A 15,933-nucleotide genomic window follows, 5' to 3' on the forward strand; every position below is an offset into this window, starting at 1 on the left:
TATCAGATGATGAGACAACATATTTTTGAAAAGAGAAAAAGACAAACGCCAATAATGACGTTTGTCTTCGTTCTGAGAGCGGTAACGCTCTTTTTGTATGGAATTCACAGGTAAGGGATTTAGAAAAATCCTTATATTAATTTTATTTACTGAATTCATAAACTTAAACACCACTTCAAACGAGGTCTTAGTCTATCTGGTAAACTGAATGCAGTGCTTTGAGAAAGCTGTGACTAGCTTTCTAGTTTGCTCTTTCGTTTTCATTGAGTCAGAAGTTACTTTTAGTTTTTTCTAAGAAAATGTTAAGTTTGCTTTTAGGGAGGTATCCTATACTAGGGTCATCAAAAAGAAATGAGGACTCTCACATGACAATGACGATTAAAGTAAATTATCAAAAAACCTTTCAAGAAGTAGTAGAGGCAGACAAGCTTGCTACAAAATAGTAGTTATTAAGGGCGATAGAGCCCTTTTTAAATACTTGCTTTAGGTGAAATATGATAGACTTTTAGTATAAAGAATCAGTAGAATCACGCTATACCAATTTTTATTCTTGACAAGTAAAAGAAACAAGTATATACTGTTTTTGCTGATTCTATAAAAGAGAAATCAGACTATACCAATTTTAAGGGGAAAGCACAGCTAGCCTGTGTCGTATATACTATGTGTGGAATTGTTGGTGTTGTTGGAAACACAAATGCAACTGATATTTTGATTCAAGGGCTTGAAAAGCTCGAATACCGTGGTTATGATTCTGCGGGAATTTTTGTCCTAGGTGGTGCTGAAAACCATTTGGTGAAGGCTGTTGGTCGTATCTCAGAATTGTCTGCCAAGACAACTGGTGTTGAGGGAACAACTGGTATTGGACATACTCGTTGGGCTACTCACGGGAAACCAACGGAAGACAATGCTCACCCACACCGCTCTGAGACAGGACGTTTTGTCTTGGTCCACAACGGGGTGATTGAAAACTACCTTGAAATCAAGGAAGACTACCTTGCAGGTCACCACTTCAAGGGACAAACAGATACTGAAATCGCCGTTCACTTGATTGGAAAATTTGTTGAAGAAGACGGCATGTCAGTACTTGAAGCCTTTAAAAAAGCCCTTCATATCATCCGTGGTTCTTATGCCTTTGCCTTGATCGACTCTGAAAATCCAGATGTCATCTATGTGGCGAAGAACAAATCACCTCTCTTGATTGGTCTTGGAGATGGCTACAACATGGTCTGCTCAGATGCTATGGCTATGATTCGTGAAACTAACCAATACATGGAAATCCATGACCAAGAGTTGGTTATCGTGAAAGCTGATAGCGTTGAAGTGCAAGACTATGATGGCAACAGTCGTGAGCGTGCTAGCTACACTGCAGAGCTCGACTTGTCAGATATCGGTAAGGGAACTTATCCTTACTACATGCTTAAAGAAATCGATGAGCAACCAACGGTGATGCGTAAGTTGATCCAAGCTTACACAGATGAGGCTGGTCAAGTAGTGGTAGACCCAGCTATCATCAAGGCTGTTCAAGATGCAGACCGCATCTATATTCTTGCAGCTGGAACATCTTACCATGCAGGATTTGCTTCTAAGAAGATGCTAGAAGAATTGACAGATACGCCAGTTGAACTTGGTATCTCATCTGAGTGGGGGTATGGTATGCCACTTCTCAGCAAGAAACCACTCTTCATCTTTATCAGCCAATCTGGTGAAACAGCTGATAGCCGTCAAGTTTTGGTTAAGGCCAATGAAATGGGAATTCCAAGCTTGACAGTGACAAACGTGCCAGGATCAACTCTGTCACGTGAAGCTAACCATACCATGCTTCTTCATGCAGGTCCTGAAATTGCCGTTGCTTCAACCAAGGCATATACTGCGCAAATCGCAGCTCTCGCCTTCCTTGCAAAAGCAGTCGGTGAAGCAAATGGCAATGAAAAAGCCAAAGCCTTTGACCTGGTTCACGAGTTGTCTATCGTGGCTCAGTCTATCGAATCAACCCTTTCAGAGAAAGAAATGATTGATGCTAAGGTTCGTGAGCTTCTTGAAACAACACGTAATGCCTTTTATATTGGGCGTGGTCAAGACTACTACGTAGCAATGGAAGCCAGTCTTAAGCTTAAAGAGATTTCGTACATCCAGTGTGAAGGCTTTGCGGCAGGAGAACTCAAGCATGGAACCATTGCCTTGATTGAAGAGGGGACACCTGTTTTGGCCCTCTTGTCAGACCCGGTTCTTGCTAACCACACTCGTGGAAATATCCAAGAAGTGGCAGCACGTGGCGCTAAGGTCCTTACCATTGCAGAAGAAAATGTTGCCAAAGATACAGACGATATCGTTCTTACGACCGTCCACCCTTACCTCTCACCAATCTCAATGGTGGTACCAACGCAGCTGATCGCTTACTTTGCAACACTCCACCGTGGACTCGATGTGGATAAACCACGTAACCTTGCTAAGTCTGTAACGGTAGAATAAACTAATACTCATCAAAGATTTCTTTAAAACACGTCAGCTTCCATCCGCAACCTCAAAACACTGTTTTGAGCAACCTGTGGCTAGCTTCCTAGTTTGATCTTTGATTTTCATTGAGTATAAGAGTTTAAATCATAACAAAAAGTGAACAAAATAGTTTTCTGAAAATCAGAATCCTGCTTTGTTCATTTTTTATGTATATTTAAGGTAAAACAAGGAGTAAACTAGGAGGCTTAGGTAGATAATTAAAATTCAACAATTAAATTAAAAGCCTTTAAAAAACAATTCGACTTGATCACCATAAAAAAACTCTAAGAGCTGGACGATAAGGATCCAACTCTTAGAGGAGTGAGTGTCGTATTTTACTTGCGATACAAACGATCGTATTGGTAGTAAGGATCAAAGGTTACATTGATTCCTAGTTTGCGAAGAACATTTTTGTCTTCGTCTGTTAAGATAATCGTAGAATGAGCTTCGCTACCCTTGAGATTTCCGAGTTCTTTCATGGCACGATCTGCATCAGGGTTTTCCATGGCTGTAATAGCAAGGGCTATAAGGATTTCATTTGAGTGGAGTCGAGGGTTGCGGCTACCCAAGTGATTGATTTTCAAACCTTGGATTGGTTTCACCACTTCTGGCTCTATCAACTTAGTCTCTTTGTCAATGTTGGCTGACATCTTGATGGCATTGATCAAGGCAGCAGCAGTTGGGCCAAAGAGTTCAGAGTTTTTACCAGTAACGATTTCACCAGACGGTAACTCAAGAGCGAGAGCTGGTCCACCTGTTTCTTCTGCTTTTTGACGTGCGGCAACAGCAACCTTTCTATCAGCTGGTGTGATACCTAGGTCATTCATGAGTAACTCAATTTTCTTAACGGCAGTTTCACCGACTTTTTCAGCCTTGAAATCAAGAACAGTTTGATAGTAGCGACGGATAATTTCCTGTTTAGATGCTTCAATGGCAGCGTCGTTATCAGTGATTGCAAAACCAACCATATTTACACCCATGTCAGTTGGAGATGCATAAGGAGACTTACCCAAGATACGTTCCAGCATACGCTTAAGAACAGGGAAAATTTCAATGTCGCGGTTGTAGTTGACTGTGGTTTCTCCATAAGTTTGGAGATGGAATGGGTCAATCATGTTGACATCATCTAGGTCTGCTGTAGCAGCTTCATAAGCCAAGTTGACTGGGTGATGAAGTGGGAGATTCCAAACTGGGAAGGTTTCAAATTTGGCATAACCAGACTTGATACCATTGATTTGGTCGTGGTACATGTTAGACATACAAGTTGCCAATTTCCCTGAACCAGGTCCAGGAGCTGTCACGACGATCAAGTTGCGACTGGTTTTGATATAGTCGTTTTTCCCCATGCCTTCAGGTGAGATGATGTGATCCATATCTGTCGGATAGCCCTTGATAGGGTAGTGAAGATAAGAGTCAATACCATTTTTCTCTAATTGATTACGGAAGGCATCAGCTGCCGGTTGGCCTGCATATTGAGTAATGACAACTGAACCAACAAAGATACCGAGTTCATTGAATTTATCGATCAAACGAAGCACTTCTTGGTCATAAGAAATGCCCAAGTCTCCACGAGCTTTTGAGTGCTCGATATTGCTAGCGTTAATAGCGATAACAACCTCAACTTGCTCCTTCAATTCTTGTAAGAGTTTGATTTTGTTATCTGGTTCATATCCAGGAAGGACACGAGCAGCGTGGAAATCTTCTAACATTTTACCACCAAACTCCAAGTAGAGTTTGCCGTCAAACTGGTTAATACGCTCCAAAATATGGTCGCGTTGCAGATTCAAATATTGTTCAGAACTAAAAGCTTGTTTTTTCATTTTTTTACCTCTGACCTCTATTATATAAAAAAAATAGAAGATAAGAAACCGCGGAGGTTCGAAATAAGGAAAAAGATTCAAGCAAACGCTTGCATAAATGATTGAAAAAGACTATGATGGTCTATAGATGAAATAGAAAAAGAGGTAAGAATATGCAAGAAAAATGGTGGCACAGTGCCGTTGTTTATCAGGTCTATCCAAAAAGTTTTAGGGATAGCAATGGAGATGGGATTGGTGATTTACCTGGGATTACCAGTAAGCTAGACTATCTAGCTAAGTTAGGGATCACAGCGATCTGGCTTTCTCCAGTTTATGATAGCCCTATGGATGACAATGGCTATGATATTGCCAATTATCAAGATATAGCGGCTATCTTTGGAACTATGGATGATATGGATGAGCTCATTGCTGAGGCCCAAAAACGAGATATCCGAATCATTATGGATTTGGTGGTCAATCATACATCAGATGAGCATGCTTGGTTTATCGAAGCTTGTGAAAATCCTGATAGTCCTGAGCGAGACTACTATATCTGGCGTGATGAACCTAACGAATTGGAGTCAATTTTCAGTGGTTCTGCCTGGCAATATGACGAAAAGGCTGGTCAATATTACCTGCACTTTTTCAGTAAGAAACAACCAGACCTTAACTGGGAAAATGAAGAACTACGCCAAAAAATCTATGAAATGATGAATTTCTGGATTGATAAAGGGATCGGTGGATTTCGTATGGATGTTATTGACATGATTGGGAAAATTCCTGATCAGAAGATTGTCAACAATGGTCCTATGCTCCATCCCTATCTCAAGGAAATGAATCAGGCTACTTTCGGCGACAAAGAGCTCTTGACAGTAGGGGAGACATGGGGAGCGACACCAGAAATCGCAAAACTCTATTCAGATCCAAAAGGACAAGAACTGTCTATGGTCTTCCAGTTTGAACATATCTGTCTTCAGTATCAGGAAGGACAACCTAAGTGGCACTACCAAAAAGAGCTAAATGTAGGGAAATTAAAAGAGATTTTCAACAAGTGGCAGACAGAGTTAGGAGTTGAAGACGGCTGGAATTCCCTTTTCTGGAATAACCACGATCTTCCTCGTATCGTCTCTATCTGGGGAAATGACCAAGAATACCGTGAGAAATCTGCTAAAGCGTATGCAATCTTGCTTCATCTCATGAGAGGAACACCTTATATTTATCAAGGCGAAGAAATCGGCATGACCAATTTCCCATTTGAAACACTGGAGCAAATAGAAGATATTGAATCCCTCAACTATGCACGTGAGGCTCTTGGGGAAGGCGTTCCGATGGAAGAAATTATGGACAGTATCCGTGTCATTGGACGTGACAATGCTCGTACCCCAATGCAGTGGGATGAGACAAAAAATGCTGGTTTCTCAGATGGAAAACCTTGGTTGGCTGTTAATCCAAACTACGAAGCAATCAACGTTCAGGAAGCACTGGAAAACCCAGATTCTATTTTCTATACTTATCAAAAATTGGTAAACATTCGTAAGGAAAATAGCTGGTTGGTGAGAGCTGATTTTGAACTCCTTGAAACGGCTGAAAAAGTCTTTGCTTACATCCGTAAAGATGGCGACCGTCGATTCCTAGTTGTGGCTAACTTGTCCAACCAAAAGCAAGAGTTCGCAGTTGAAGAATCAATCACATCTGTCTTGATTGCAAATACAGATGTCAAAGCTACAATAGAACAACTAACATTAGCTCCCTGGGATGCCTTCTGTGTCGAATTAGCCAAATAAACCTAAAAGAGGCTGGGACAAAAGTGCCAGCCTCTCAATTGTCTTTGGATTACCGAGCAAGACGCAGTGGTTGAGTGGGCTCTACTACGCTGATTTCATCAGCTTTTACAGCCCTACTCAACTGTGCGGAGGTGGGACGACGAAATCGAATTCTAACGAATTACCGATTTCTGTCCCACTCTCTTTTCTAAAATAAGTGTAGAAAATTCTTTAAAAAATATTTGTTTGAATTTTCTAAAAAATACCCTGTAAACCCTTGCTTTTATATAAAAATAGGGTATAATGGTGAAAAATAGTATTTTAAAGGAGAATACCGATGAAATCGAAAAAGTGGCTCGCAGTAGCAGGGATAACGATGAGCGCAGCTCTTCTTTTGGCGGCTTGTGGCAAGACTGAGAAAAAAGCAGATGCTCCAACAACATTTTCGTATGTATATGCCATTGATCCAACAACATTGGACTATAGCGTTACTAGTAAAAGTTCAACATCAGACGTCATCGCCAACCTGGTCGACGGACTCTTGGAAAATGACAAATATGGAAACTTAATTCCATCGCTTGCTGAAGACTGGTCTGTTTCACAGGACGGTTTGACCTACACCTACAAGCTACGTAAAGGTGTCAAATGGTATACTTCAGAAGGAGAAGAGTATGCTGAAGTCAAGGCCCAAGACTTTGTGACAGGTTTGAAGCATGCTGCAGATGGTAAATCAGATGGCCTAACTCTTATCCAAGACTCTATCAAAGGTTTGGCAGAGTACGTTAGTGGTGAAACAAATGACTTCTCAACAGTCGGTGTTAAAGCAGTTGACGATTATACAGTCGAGTATACCTTGAACAAACCAGAAAGCTTCTGGAATTCTAAGGTGACAACAGCGACTATGCTCCCTGTTAATGAAGAATTCTTAAATTCTCAAGGGAAAGATTACGGTGCAGCAGCGCCTTCAGGTATTCTCTACAATGGTCCGTATATTTTGAAGAACTTCACTTCAAAATCAGTGATCGAGTACGAAAAGAACCCGAATTACTGGGATAAGGACAATGTGAAGATTGACCACGTCAAGCTTACTTTCTACGACGGCTCTGACCAAGAATCATTGATTCGTAGCTTTGCGTCAGGCTCATATACGACAGCACGCCTTTTCCCAACTAGTTCAAGCTTTGCCTCAACTCAGAAGGAATACGGCGATAAAATTGTTTATAGCCCACAAGAAGCGACTAGCTATTACTTTACTTTCAACGTAAATCGTCAGTCTTACAATAAAACAGCTAAGACAGATGATGCCCAAAAAACATCAACTAAAGAAGCGCTTCTCAACAAAAACTTCCGTCAAGCCATCAACTTCGCTCTTGACCGTCATGCTTACTCTGCACAGATGAATGGCGAAGAAGGTGCAGACAAGATTATCCGTACTAGTCTTGTGCCTTATGACTATGTTCAGGTTGGTGAAAAGACCTTCGGTGAATTGGCTCAAGAACAATTAGTAACATACGGAGATCAGTGGAAAGATGTAGCTTTGACAGATGGTAAAGATACTCTTTACAATCCAACAAAAGCAAAAGCTGCCTTTGAAAAAGCAAAATCAGAATTGCAAGCCAAAGGTGTAACCTTCCCTATTCATTTAGATATTCCAGTTGAACAGACAGATGTCATTGCGGTACAGCAGACCAACTCCCTCAAACAGTCTGTCGAAGCGGCGCTTGGAAGTGAAAATGTTGTCATCGATGTACTTCAAATGACTGACAATGAGAAAATAAGTATCACATCTCAAGCCAAAGTCCCTTCTCAAAAAGACTATGACTTGAACGGAACTGGTTGGGGGCCAGACTATCAAGACCCAGCAACCTACCTCAATATCTTAGATGCTAAGAAGGGGTCTGCTCTTAAACACTTAGGTATCACAAAAGGTAAAGATCCAGAAGTCATGGCTCAAGTTGGACTTGATGAGTACAAGAAACTCTTGGATGATGCAGCATCAGAAACAAGCGATCTTAACAAACGCTATGAAAAATATGCCAAAGCACAAGCATGGGTTTCAGATAGCTCACTCCTTATCCCTGTAGCATCTTCAGGTGGTTCTCCGACAGTTAGCCGTACAGTGCCATTTACAAAAGCATACTCTCAAGTTGGTATCAAGGGTGATCCATTTGTATTTAAAGGCTTAGAGTTGCAAAACGATATTGTAACAGCTAAAGAATACGAAGAAGCTCTCAAGAAATGGCAAAAAGAGAAGATTGAAACAAATGCCAAATACCAAAAAGAACTAGCAAATCACGTTAAATAGTCTTTTGTAATGAATAAAGAAATCCTGTTTTTAAGCGGGATTTCTTTATTTTTTGATTTCCAATGAGGGGTCAAATCAGTATATAACTTTACTTTTTGGACAAAATTTGTTAAAATATAGTCATGTTATAAAATCTAACATATAAGGAGAAATGAATCATGAGCATGAAAAAACGCTTATTAGGAGCAGGTATGACACTTGCTGCTGCGGTCCTATTGGCAGCATGTGGCCAGTCAGCATCAGATGGTAAAACATACTCGTCGACCTTTGGTGCGGATCCGACAACCTTCAACTATCTCTTGGACTACGCTGGTGATAACACTGCCATTGTAACCAACTTGGTTGATGGTTTGCTTGAAAATGATAACTACGGAAACCTTATTCCTGCCCTTGCAGAAGATTGGAGTGTTTCTAAGGATGGTTTAACTTATACCTACAAACTTCGCCAAGATGCCAAGTGGTTTACAGCTGACGGTGAAGAATACGCTCCCCTTAAAGCACAAGACTTTGTAACTGGTATCAAGTACGCTGCTGATAACAAGGGTCAAGCCCTAGACTTGATTCAGAACTCTATCAAGGGATTGGACGATTATGTGACAGGTGCAAATACTGACTTTTCAAATGTTGGTGTCAAAGCCTTAGATGACTATACTGTGCAATATACCTTGACTCGTCCAGAGTCATTCTGGAATTCTAAGACAACTAACAGTATCTTGTTCCCTGTAAACGAAGAGTTCCTTGCTTCTAAAGGTAAAGACTTCGGAACCCTGAAACCAGATAGCATTCTTTATAGCGGACCATATTTGTTAAAAGATTTTACATCTAAGTCTTCTATCGAATATGTGAAAAACTCACATTACTATGACCAAGAAAAAGTAACGATTGAAAAGGTGAAATTGGCCTACTTTGATGGTTCAGACCAAGACTTGACAATCCGTAACTTTGAAAGTGGTGCTTACTCATCTGCAGGTGTTTATCCAAATAGCTCAAACTTCGCTAAGACCAAGGAAAAGTACAAGGACAATATCGTTTATAGCTTACAAGATGCAACATCTTGGTACTATAACTTTAACGTCAACCGTGGTGCTTATAACCATACTGCAAAAACAAGCGATGAGCAAAAACAAGCAACTCAAGCTGCAGTTTCGAATAAAAACTTCCGTCAGGCAATTAACTTCGCCATTGATCGTACAGCCTACTCAGCTCAATCAAACGGTGAAGAAGCAGCTAAAAACACTCTTCGTAACTCGCTTGTACCACCAACTTTCGTACAAGTTGGAGACAAGACTTTTGGTGAAACAGTTGCTTCAAAATTGGTCAACTATGGTACACAATGGTCAAATATGAATCTTGAAGATGCTCAAGATGGTTATTTCAATAAAGAAAAAGCACAAGCCCAGTTTGCAGAAGCTAAAAAAGAATTAGAAGCCCAAGGTGTGACCTTCCCAATTCATTTGGACTTGCCTGTAGATCAAGTAAACAAGACCTTGCTTTCAGGAACAAACTCTATCAAACAATCAATCGAATCAACACTTGGTTCTGAAAATGTAGTGGTTGATGTTATCCAATTGTCGACAGATGATTATACAAATGCAACAGCTCAAGCACCAACACCGGCAGATCATGACTATGATTTGAACTTGGATGGATGGTCAGCTGACTACCAAGATCCATCAACTTACCTCAATCCTTTCAACTCTGAAGATGGATTCTATCTCAAAATTTTGGGACTTGATCCAAGCAAGGACACTGGTAAGATTACTAGTCTAGGTTTGGACCAATTTACTCAAAGATTAAAGACAGCAGATGCAGAAAATACAGACGTAGCTAAACGCTATGAAAACTACGCCGATGCACAAGCTTGGTTGATTGATAGTTCCCTTCTAATCCCAGTTGTGTCAAACGGTGGTGGAGCTTCGGTGACACGCGTGATACCATTTACACGTGCTTACTCACTGGTTGGGATCAAAGGAACTGGAAGCAACTACAAGTACATGAGATTGCAGACAGATATCGTTACAAGCTCTCAATTTGCTGAAGCTAAGGCTAAATGGGAACAAGAACGTAAAAATTCTGTCGAAAAGAGTCAAAAAGACTTTGAAAGTCACGTGAAATAAGTTTAAGAAGATAGGTTGAGTAAAAACTCAATTTGAAAATGAAATTGAGTAAAGCTTTCAATTATAAAATGCATAGTATAAAGTTTTTGAACACTTAATACTATGTGTTTTTTTTATTTTGAAGACTTTTACCCTGCCTCTTGCTTTTTATTAACGATAAATCTTTACTGCGATAGCGGGTTGTTTTTGTTTTCGAGACTCTAAAAGGATATTTTTGTAAAAACTTGAGTTTCTCTAGTTGCAACCTTCAACTTTCTTGGTAATTATTGAAAGTTTTAGAGTGTGAGAGTATGGGATTGAGAACTTGTCAACCGATTTCTATCTCCTGGTATTTTTGTTGGCAGTCTTCTTTCAAAAAAAGATATGAGGCATTTAATGATTGAAATATAGTATTTTTGGTTTTGAGGTGAAATAAAACGGTTGCAATTCAGGTGTTGATAGCATCCGGTGTTAGTTTGTGATATAATAGAAATAAAATAATTAATAGAGGTGTAAGGTGGGGAGACGTTTAAAAGAAAATAAAACGAGCAAGTTTCAGCAAAGTTTCAATATTATTTTGTTGTTTCTATATATAGTGCTTACTTGTTTTTTGCTGTTTTTAATATTCAGATATCATATCTTAGCCGTCAGTTATATCAATCTTCTTCTAGCAGCTATTATGGTGTTCATTGCGCTAGTAGCTTTATTTTTAATATCAAATAGAAAAGCTAAGAAGTTTACTTTAATCATGCTCTTGCTATCTATTGTAGCTAGCTCACTAGCCTTGGTTGGAGTTCATCAGTTCGTTAGTTTGGCCAATCATTTAAATGCAACATCTAACTATTCTAGTTACTCCATCAGTGTTGCAGTTTTGGCGGATAGTGAGATTGGTAATGTGTCCCAACTATCCAGTGTGACAGCTCCGACAAAAACAGATGCGGAGAATATCAAAAAACTGCTCGATGATATTAAGACAAGTCAGAATAAAGACCTAAAGGTTGAGGATAGTTCTTCTTACCTTGCGGCTTATAAGAGTCTCTTAGCTGGAGAGACCAAGGCAATTGTTTTGAATAGTGTCTTTGAAAATCTGATTGAACAAGAGTATCCGGATCACGCCCAAAAAATCAAGAAAATTTATACCAAGGAACTAACCAAAACTGTTGAGGCACCTAAGTCTTCTCAAAATAAGGCTTTTAATATCTATATTAGTGGTATTGACACATACGGACCGATTAGCTCCGTTTCTCGTTCGGATGTCAACATCATCATGACGGTTAATCAAGAAACCAAGAAAATTCTCTTGACAACGACCCCTCGTGATGCTTATGTGCCCATAGCTGATGGAGGCAATAACCAAAATGATAAATTGACCCATGCAGGTATTTATGGTGTGGATGCTTCGATTCATACTTTGGAAAATCTTTATGGAATTGATCTAAATTACTATGCACGACTCAACTTCACTTCCTTCTTGAAATTAATTGATCTCTTAGGTGGTGTCGATGTTAATAATGACCAAGAATTCACCTCACTTCATGGTAATTACCATTTTCCTGTTGGAAATGTTCATCTAGACTCTGAGCAGGCCCTAGGCTTTGTACGCGAGCGGTATTCATTAGCAAATGGCGATGGAGACCGTGGGCGCAATCAACAGAAAGTCATTTCTGCAATTGTCCAGAAACTAACTTCGGCAGAAGCATTGAAAAATTTTGATGATATTATGCAAAGTTTACAGGATTCTGTCCAAACTAATATGCCTCCAGAAACAATGGTTAGTCTAGTGAACGCCCAACTAGTAAGTGGAGGGAAATATACTGTCATCACTCGAGATCTAAAGGGAACTGGTCGTATGGATCTTCCTTCCTATGCCATGCCTGACAGCAGCCTTTATATGCTAGAGGTAGATCCAAATAGCTTAGAGACACTCAAAACAGAAATTAAAGATATCATGGAAGGAAAATAAGATGATTGATATCCATTCACACATAGTTTTTGATGTAGATGATGGTCCTAAGGATAAGGCAGAAAGCATAGCGCTTCTGAAGGAAGCCTATGCTCAAGGAGTCCGTATCATCGTTTCGACTTCCCATCGTCGAAAGGGGATGTTTGAAACACCAGAAGAGGACATATTAAGAAATTTTAAAGTTGTCAAGGAGTTGGCTAAAGAGGTTGCTCCTGATTTAACCATCTTGTATGGAGCAGAGATTTATTACAGCAGTGATGCTTTAAACAAATTAGAGAATCAGCAGATTCCACAACTAAATGGCACCCGTTATGCCTTGATAGAATTCAGCATGAATACCTCTTATCGTGAAATCCATAGCGCATTGACCAATGTTTTGATGTTGGGAATAACCCCTGTTATTGCCCATATAGAACGTTATGATGCTTTGGAAAATAATGAAAAAAGAGTGCAAGACCTCATCAACATGGGATGTTATACACAGATCAACAGTTCGAGTATCCTTAAACCAAAATTGTTTGGTGATACTTATAAATTTATGAAAAAACGGGCTCGCTATTTCTTAGAGAGGGATTTGGTTCATATAGTTGCTAGTGATATGCACAATCTAGATGGTCGCCCTCCTTATATGAAGGAAGCCTACGAAATAGTGAGTAAAAAGTATGGCCAAGATAAGGCTCGGGAACTCTTTATATTAAATCCCGAAAAAGTCATTAAAGATCAAATTATTTAGGAGTTATAATGAAAGAACAAGATATTATTGAAATTAACGTTATTCAATTGTTAAAAGGACTGTGGAAAAGAAAGTTATTGATTATATTAGTTGCAATTTTGACAGGAGCTGCAGCTTTTGCTTATAGTACTTTTCTTGTTACGCCTCAGTTTTCTAGTACCACGCGTATCTATGTGGTTAATCGTAAGCAAGATGATAAACCAGGATTGACAAATCAAGATTTACAAGCAGGAGCTTACCTGGTTAAGGACTACCGTGAGATCATCCTTTCTCAAGATGTCTTGGAAAAAACAGTTAAAGATCTTGAACTAACTATCAACTCGAAAGCATTATCACAGAAGATTCAGGTAACTGTTCCTGCGGATACGCGTATTGTATCCATTTCAGTTATCGACGATAAACCAGATGAAGCAAGTCGAATTGCGAATGCTCTTCGAGAAGTTGCGGCACAAAAGATTATTGCGGTCACCCGTGTTGCGGATGTGACCACGCTAGAAGATGCTCGCCCTGCCACTTCACCTTCCTCACCAAATATTCGTCGTAATACTATAATGGGAGTTGGAGCAGGTGCAGGATTAATGATTGTAGTGGTCTTGTTGCTTGAACTATTCGATGACCGTGTCAAACGTCCAGAAGATATCGAGGATGTTATGAAAATCTCACTCCTTGGAGTCATTCCAGATCTTGATAAATTAAAGTAAGGGAGAACCTATGGCGAAGCTAGAATTAACAAAACAAAAACTTGATTCTGCCAAAAAAGCAGAAGAATATTACAATGCTTTACGTACCAATATACAGTTGAGTGGAGATAACTTAAAGGTTATAACGATTTCCTCTGTTGAACCAAGTGAAGGAAAATCGACAACTTCTACAAATATTGCCTTGGCTTTTGCGCGTGCAGGCTACAAGACACTACTGATTGATGCTGATATCCGAAATTCAGTTATGTCTGGAGTATTCAAGTCAAGAGAACGAATCACAGGTTTAACTGATTATCTTGCTGGAACACAAGACTTATCTCATGGTCTTTGTGAAACAAACATTGATAACTTATTTATGATCCAATCAGGGTCACCTTCTCCAAATCCAACAGCTCTTCTTCAAAGTGCTAATTTTGAATTGATGATTGAAACACTACGGAAATATTTTGATTATATTATTGTTGATACAGCACCAATCGGAGTTGTAATTGATGCAGCAATTATTGTGCAAAAATGCGATGCATCAATTTTGGTTACAGAAGCTGGTGGAACAAAAAGAAGAGATGTTCAAAAAGCTAAGGTTCAGTTAGAACAAACAGGGATCCCATTTTTGGGTGTTGTTTTAAATAAATTTGATGTTAAACGAGAAAAATATGGATCTTACGGTTCTTATGGGAAAAGGTAAAAATAGGATAGGGAGTTCGATATGGAAGGAAGGGGTTTCTACAATGTAACTCTGGCATTCTTGCAGAGTATACTTGTTAGTTTATTAGCTTATGTACTGATTGCAATTTCAGAAACTGACATTGTTTTAAATACAGTATTTGTTCTGTTTTTTCTTCACTTTGTCGCCTTCTATATCAGTGGTTACGGTAAGGATTTTTTAAAACGTGGTCAGTATGTGGAGTTAGTAGAAACAATTAAATATATTATCTTTTATGCTCTGCTGATTAGTTTTTCAAGTTTTTTCTTGAAGGAAAAGTTTGTAATTTCAAGGCGAGGGATGGTATACTTGCTTTCCTTGTATAGTGTTTTGAATTATCTACTCAGTTTCTTTGTGAAGAAATATTGGAGAATCTTCAAACATAATTTGAAGGGGAGTCGTAATATTTTGTTGATTACGGCGATGTCACGTACCGAGAAAGTATTGGATCGATTATTAACAGCTAATGATGTTCAGGGGAAATTGGTTGCAGTAAGCGTTTTAGACATGCCAGAGTTCACCCATGAAAAGGTGGTTGTGGTACCAAAGGAGCAATTACTGACCTATGCGACACACGAAGTGGTGGATGAAGTCTTTGTCAATCTTCCAAGTGAGGACTATGATATTGGAGCTGTTATTTCTCAGTTTGAAACAATGGGAATTGATGTCACAGTTAACTTAAATGCTTTCGATAAAAGTTTAGGTCGAGATAAACAAATTCATGAAATGGCTGGTTTGAATGTAGTGACATTTTCTACAAATTTTTACAAGCCAAGTCACATAATTGCCAAACGCATCCTCGACATTTGTGGTGCTATTGTTGGGTTGATCCTTTGTGGAATTGCTAGTCTATTTTTAGTTCCCTTGATTCGTAAAGATGGAGGGCCAGCAATCTTTTCTCAAACTCGTATCGGGAAAAATGGCCGTCATTTTACTTTTTATAAATTCCGCTCGATGCGAGTCGATGCTGAAGCTATTAAAGAACAGTTGATGGATCAAAATACCATGCAAGGTGGGATGTTTAAGATCAATAACGATCCTCGAGTGACTAAGATTGGACACTTTATCCGAAAAACGAGTTTGGATGAGTTGCCACAATTTTGGAATGTTTTGATTGGAGATATGAGTCTAGTCGGCACACGCCCACCAACTGTAGATGAGTACGAAAAGTACACGCCAGAGCAAAAACGTCGTCTCAGTTTCAAACCTGGTATTACTGGTTTGTGGCAAATTAGTGGTCGAAGTGAAATTACAAACTTTGATGAAGTCGTGAAACTGGATGTGGCTTATATTGATGATTGGACCATCTGGAAAGATTTTGAAATATTGTTAAAAACTGTAAAAGTTGTGTTGATGAGAGATGGAGCGAAGTAAGTT

10 protein-coding genes are annotated in these 15,933 nt (G+C 39.3%); 9 read left to right on the forward strand and 1 reads right to left on the reverse strand.

The window, feature by feature from the left end:
• Positions 1 to 660 precede the first annotated feature (660 nt).
• Positions 661 to 2,469 (forward strand): glutamine--fructose-6-phosphate transaminase (isomerizing), encoded by a 1,809-nt coding sequence (glmS, locus tag HMPREF2805_RS02660; RefSeq protein ID WP_075231272.1) that lies wholly within the window; start codon positions 661 to 663, stop codon positions 2,467 to 2,469.
• A 359-nt stretch (positions 2,470 to 2,828) separates the two neighbouring features.
• Here the strand turns inward: glmS and HMPREF2805_RS02665 are convergent, their stop codons facing one another.
• Positions 2,829 to 4,313 carry a DUF1846 domain-containing protein gene (locus HMPREF2805_RS02665; RefSeq protein ID WP_075231273.1) on the reverse strand — a complete coding sequence of 495 codons (1,485 nt, stop codon included), beginning with the start codon at positions 4,311 to 4,313 and terminating at the stop codon, positions 2,829 to 2,831.
• 152 nt (positions 4,314 to 4,465) lie between these two features.
• On the opposite strand from HMPREF2805_RS02665, the gene HMPREF2805_RS02670 reads away from it, so the two are divergent.
• From HMPREF2805_RS02670 to HMPREF2805_RS02705, 8 genes are all read left to right on the forward strand, one after another.
• Positions 4,466 to 6,076 (forward strand): glycoside hydrolase family 13 protein, encoded by a 1,611-nt coding sequence (locus HMPREF2805_RS02670; protein WP_075231274.1) that lies wholly within the window; start codon positions 4,466 to 4,468, stop codon positions 6,074 to 6,076.
• Between the two features lie 316 nt (positions 6,077 to 6,392).
• Positions 6,393 to 8,360, forward strand: a complete 1,968-nt coding sequence (locus HMPREF2805_RS02675) for a peptide ABC transporter substrate-binding protein (protein WP_075231275.1) — start codon at positions 6,393 to 6,395, stop codon at positions 8,358 to 8,360.
• Positions 8,361 to 8,518: 158 nt separating this feature from the next.
• Complete coding sequence (locus HMPREF2805_RS02680) at positions 8,519 to 10,477, forward strand: peptide ABC transporter substrate-binding protein (RefSeq protein ID WP_075231276.1); 1,959 nt, start codon at positions 8,519 to 8,521, stop codon at positions 10,475 to 10,477.
• A gap of 496 nt (positions 10,478 to 10,973) precedes the next feature.
• Positions 10,974 to 12,419: an LCP family glycopolymer transferase CpsA gene (locus HMPREF2805_RS02685; RefSeq protein ID WP_075231277.1), complete on the forward strand. Its 1,446-nt coding sequence runs from the start codon at positions 10,974 to 10,976 to the stop codon at positions 12,417 to 12,419.
• Position 12,420: 1 nt separating this feature from the next.
• The gene (gene cps4B, locus HMPREF2805_RS02690) at positions 12,421 to 13,152 is read left to right on the forward strand and encodes a capsular polysaccharide biosynthesis protein Cps4B (protein ID WP_075231278.1); all 732 of its coding nucleotides are present in this window, start codon (positions 12,421 to 12,423) and stop codon (positions 13,150 to 13,152) included.
• A gap of 8 nt (positions 13,153 to 13,160) precedes the next feature.
• Entirely contained in the window at positions 13,161 to 13,853 is a 693-nt protein-coding gene (locus tag HMPREF2805_RS02695; RefSeq protein WP_075231279.1) for a CspC family polysaccharide chain length determinant protein, read from the forward strand.
• A 10-nt stretch (positions 13,854 to 13,863) separates the two neighbouring features.
• On the forward strand, positions 13,864 to 14,538 hold the full coding sequence (locus HMPREF2805_RS02700) for a tyrosine-protein kinase (RefSeq protein ID WP_075231280.1): 675 nt from the start codon (positions 13,864 to 13,866) through the stop codon (positions 14,536 to 14,538).
• Between the two features lie 21 nt (positions 14,539 to 14,559).
• Positions 14,560 to 15,930, forward strand: coding sequence for a sugar transferase (locus HMPREF2805_RS02705; RefSeq protein WP_075231281.1), 1,371 nt, complete (start codon positions 14,560 to 14,562; stop codon positions 15,928 to 15,930).
• Positions 15,931 to 15,933: the final 3 nt, after the last annotated feature.

The organism is Streptococcus sp. HMSC034E03 (assembly GCF_001811505.1).
GTDB lineage: Bacteria > Bacillota > Bacilli > Lactobacillales > Streptococcaceae > Streptococcus.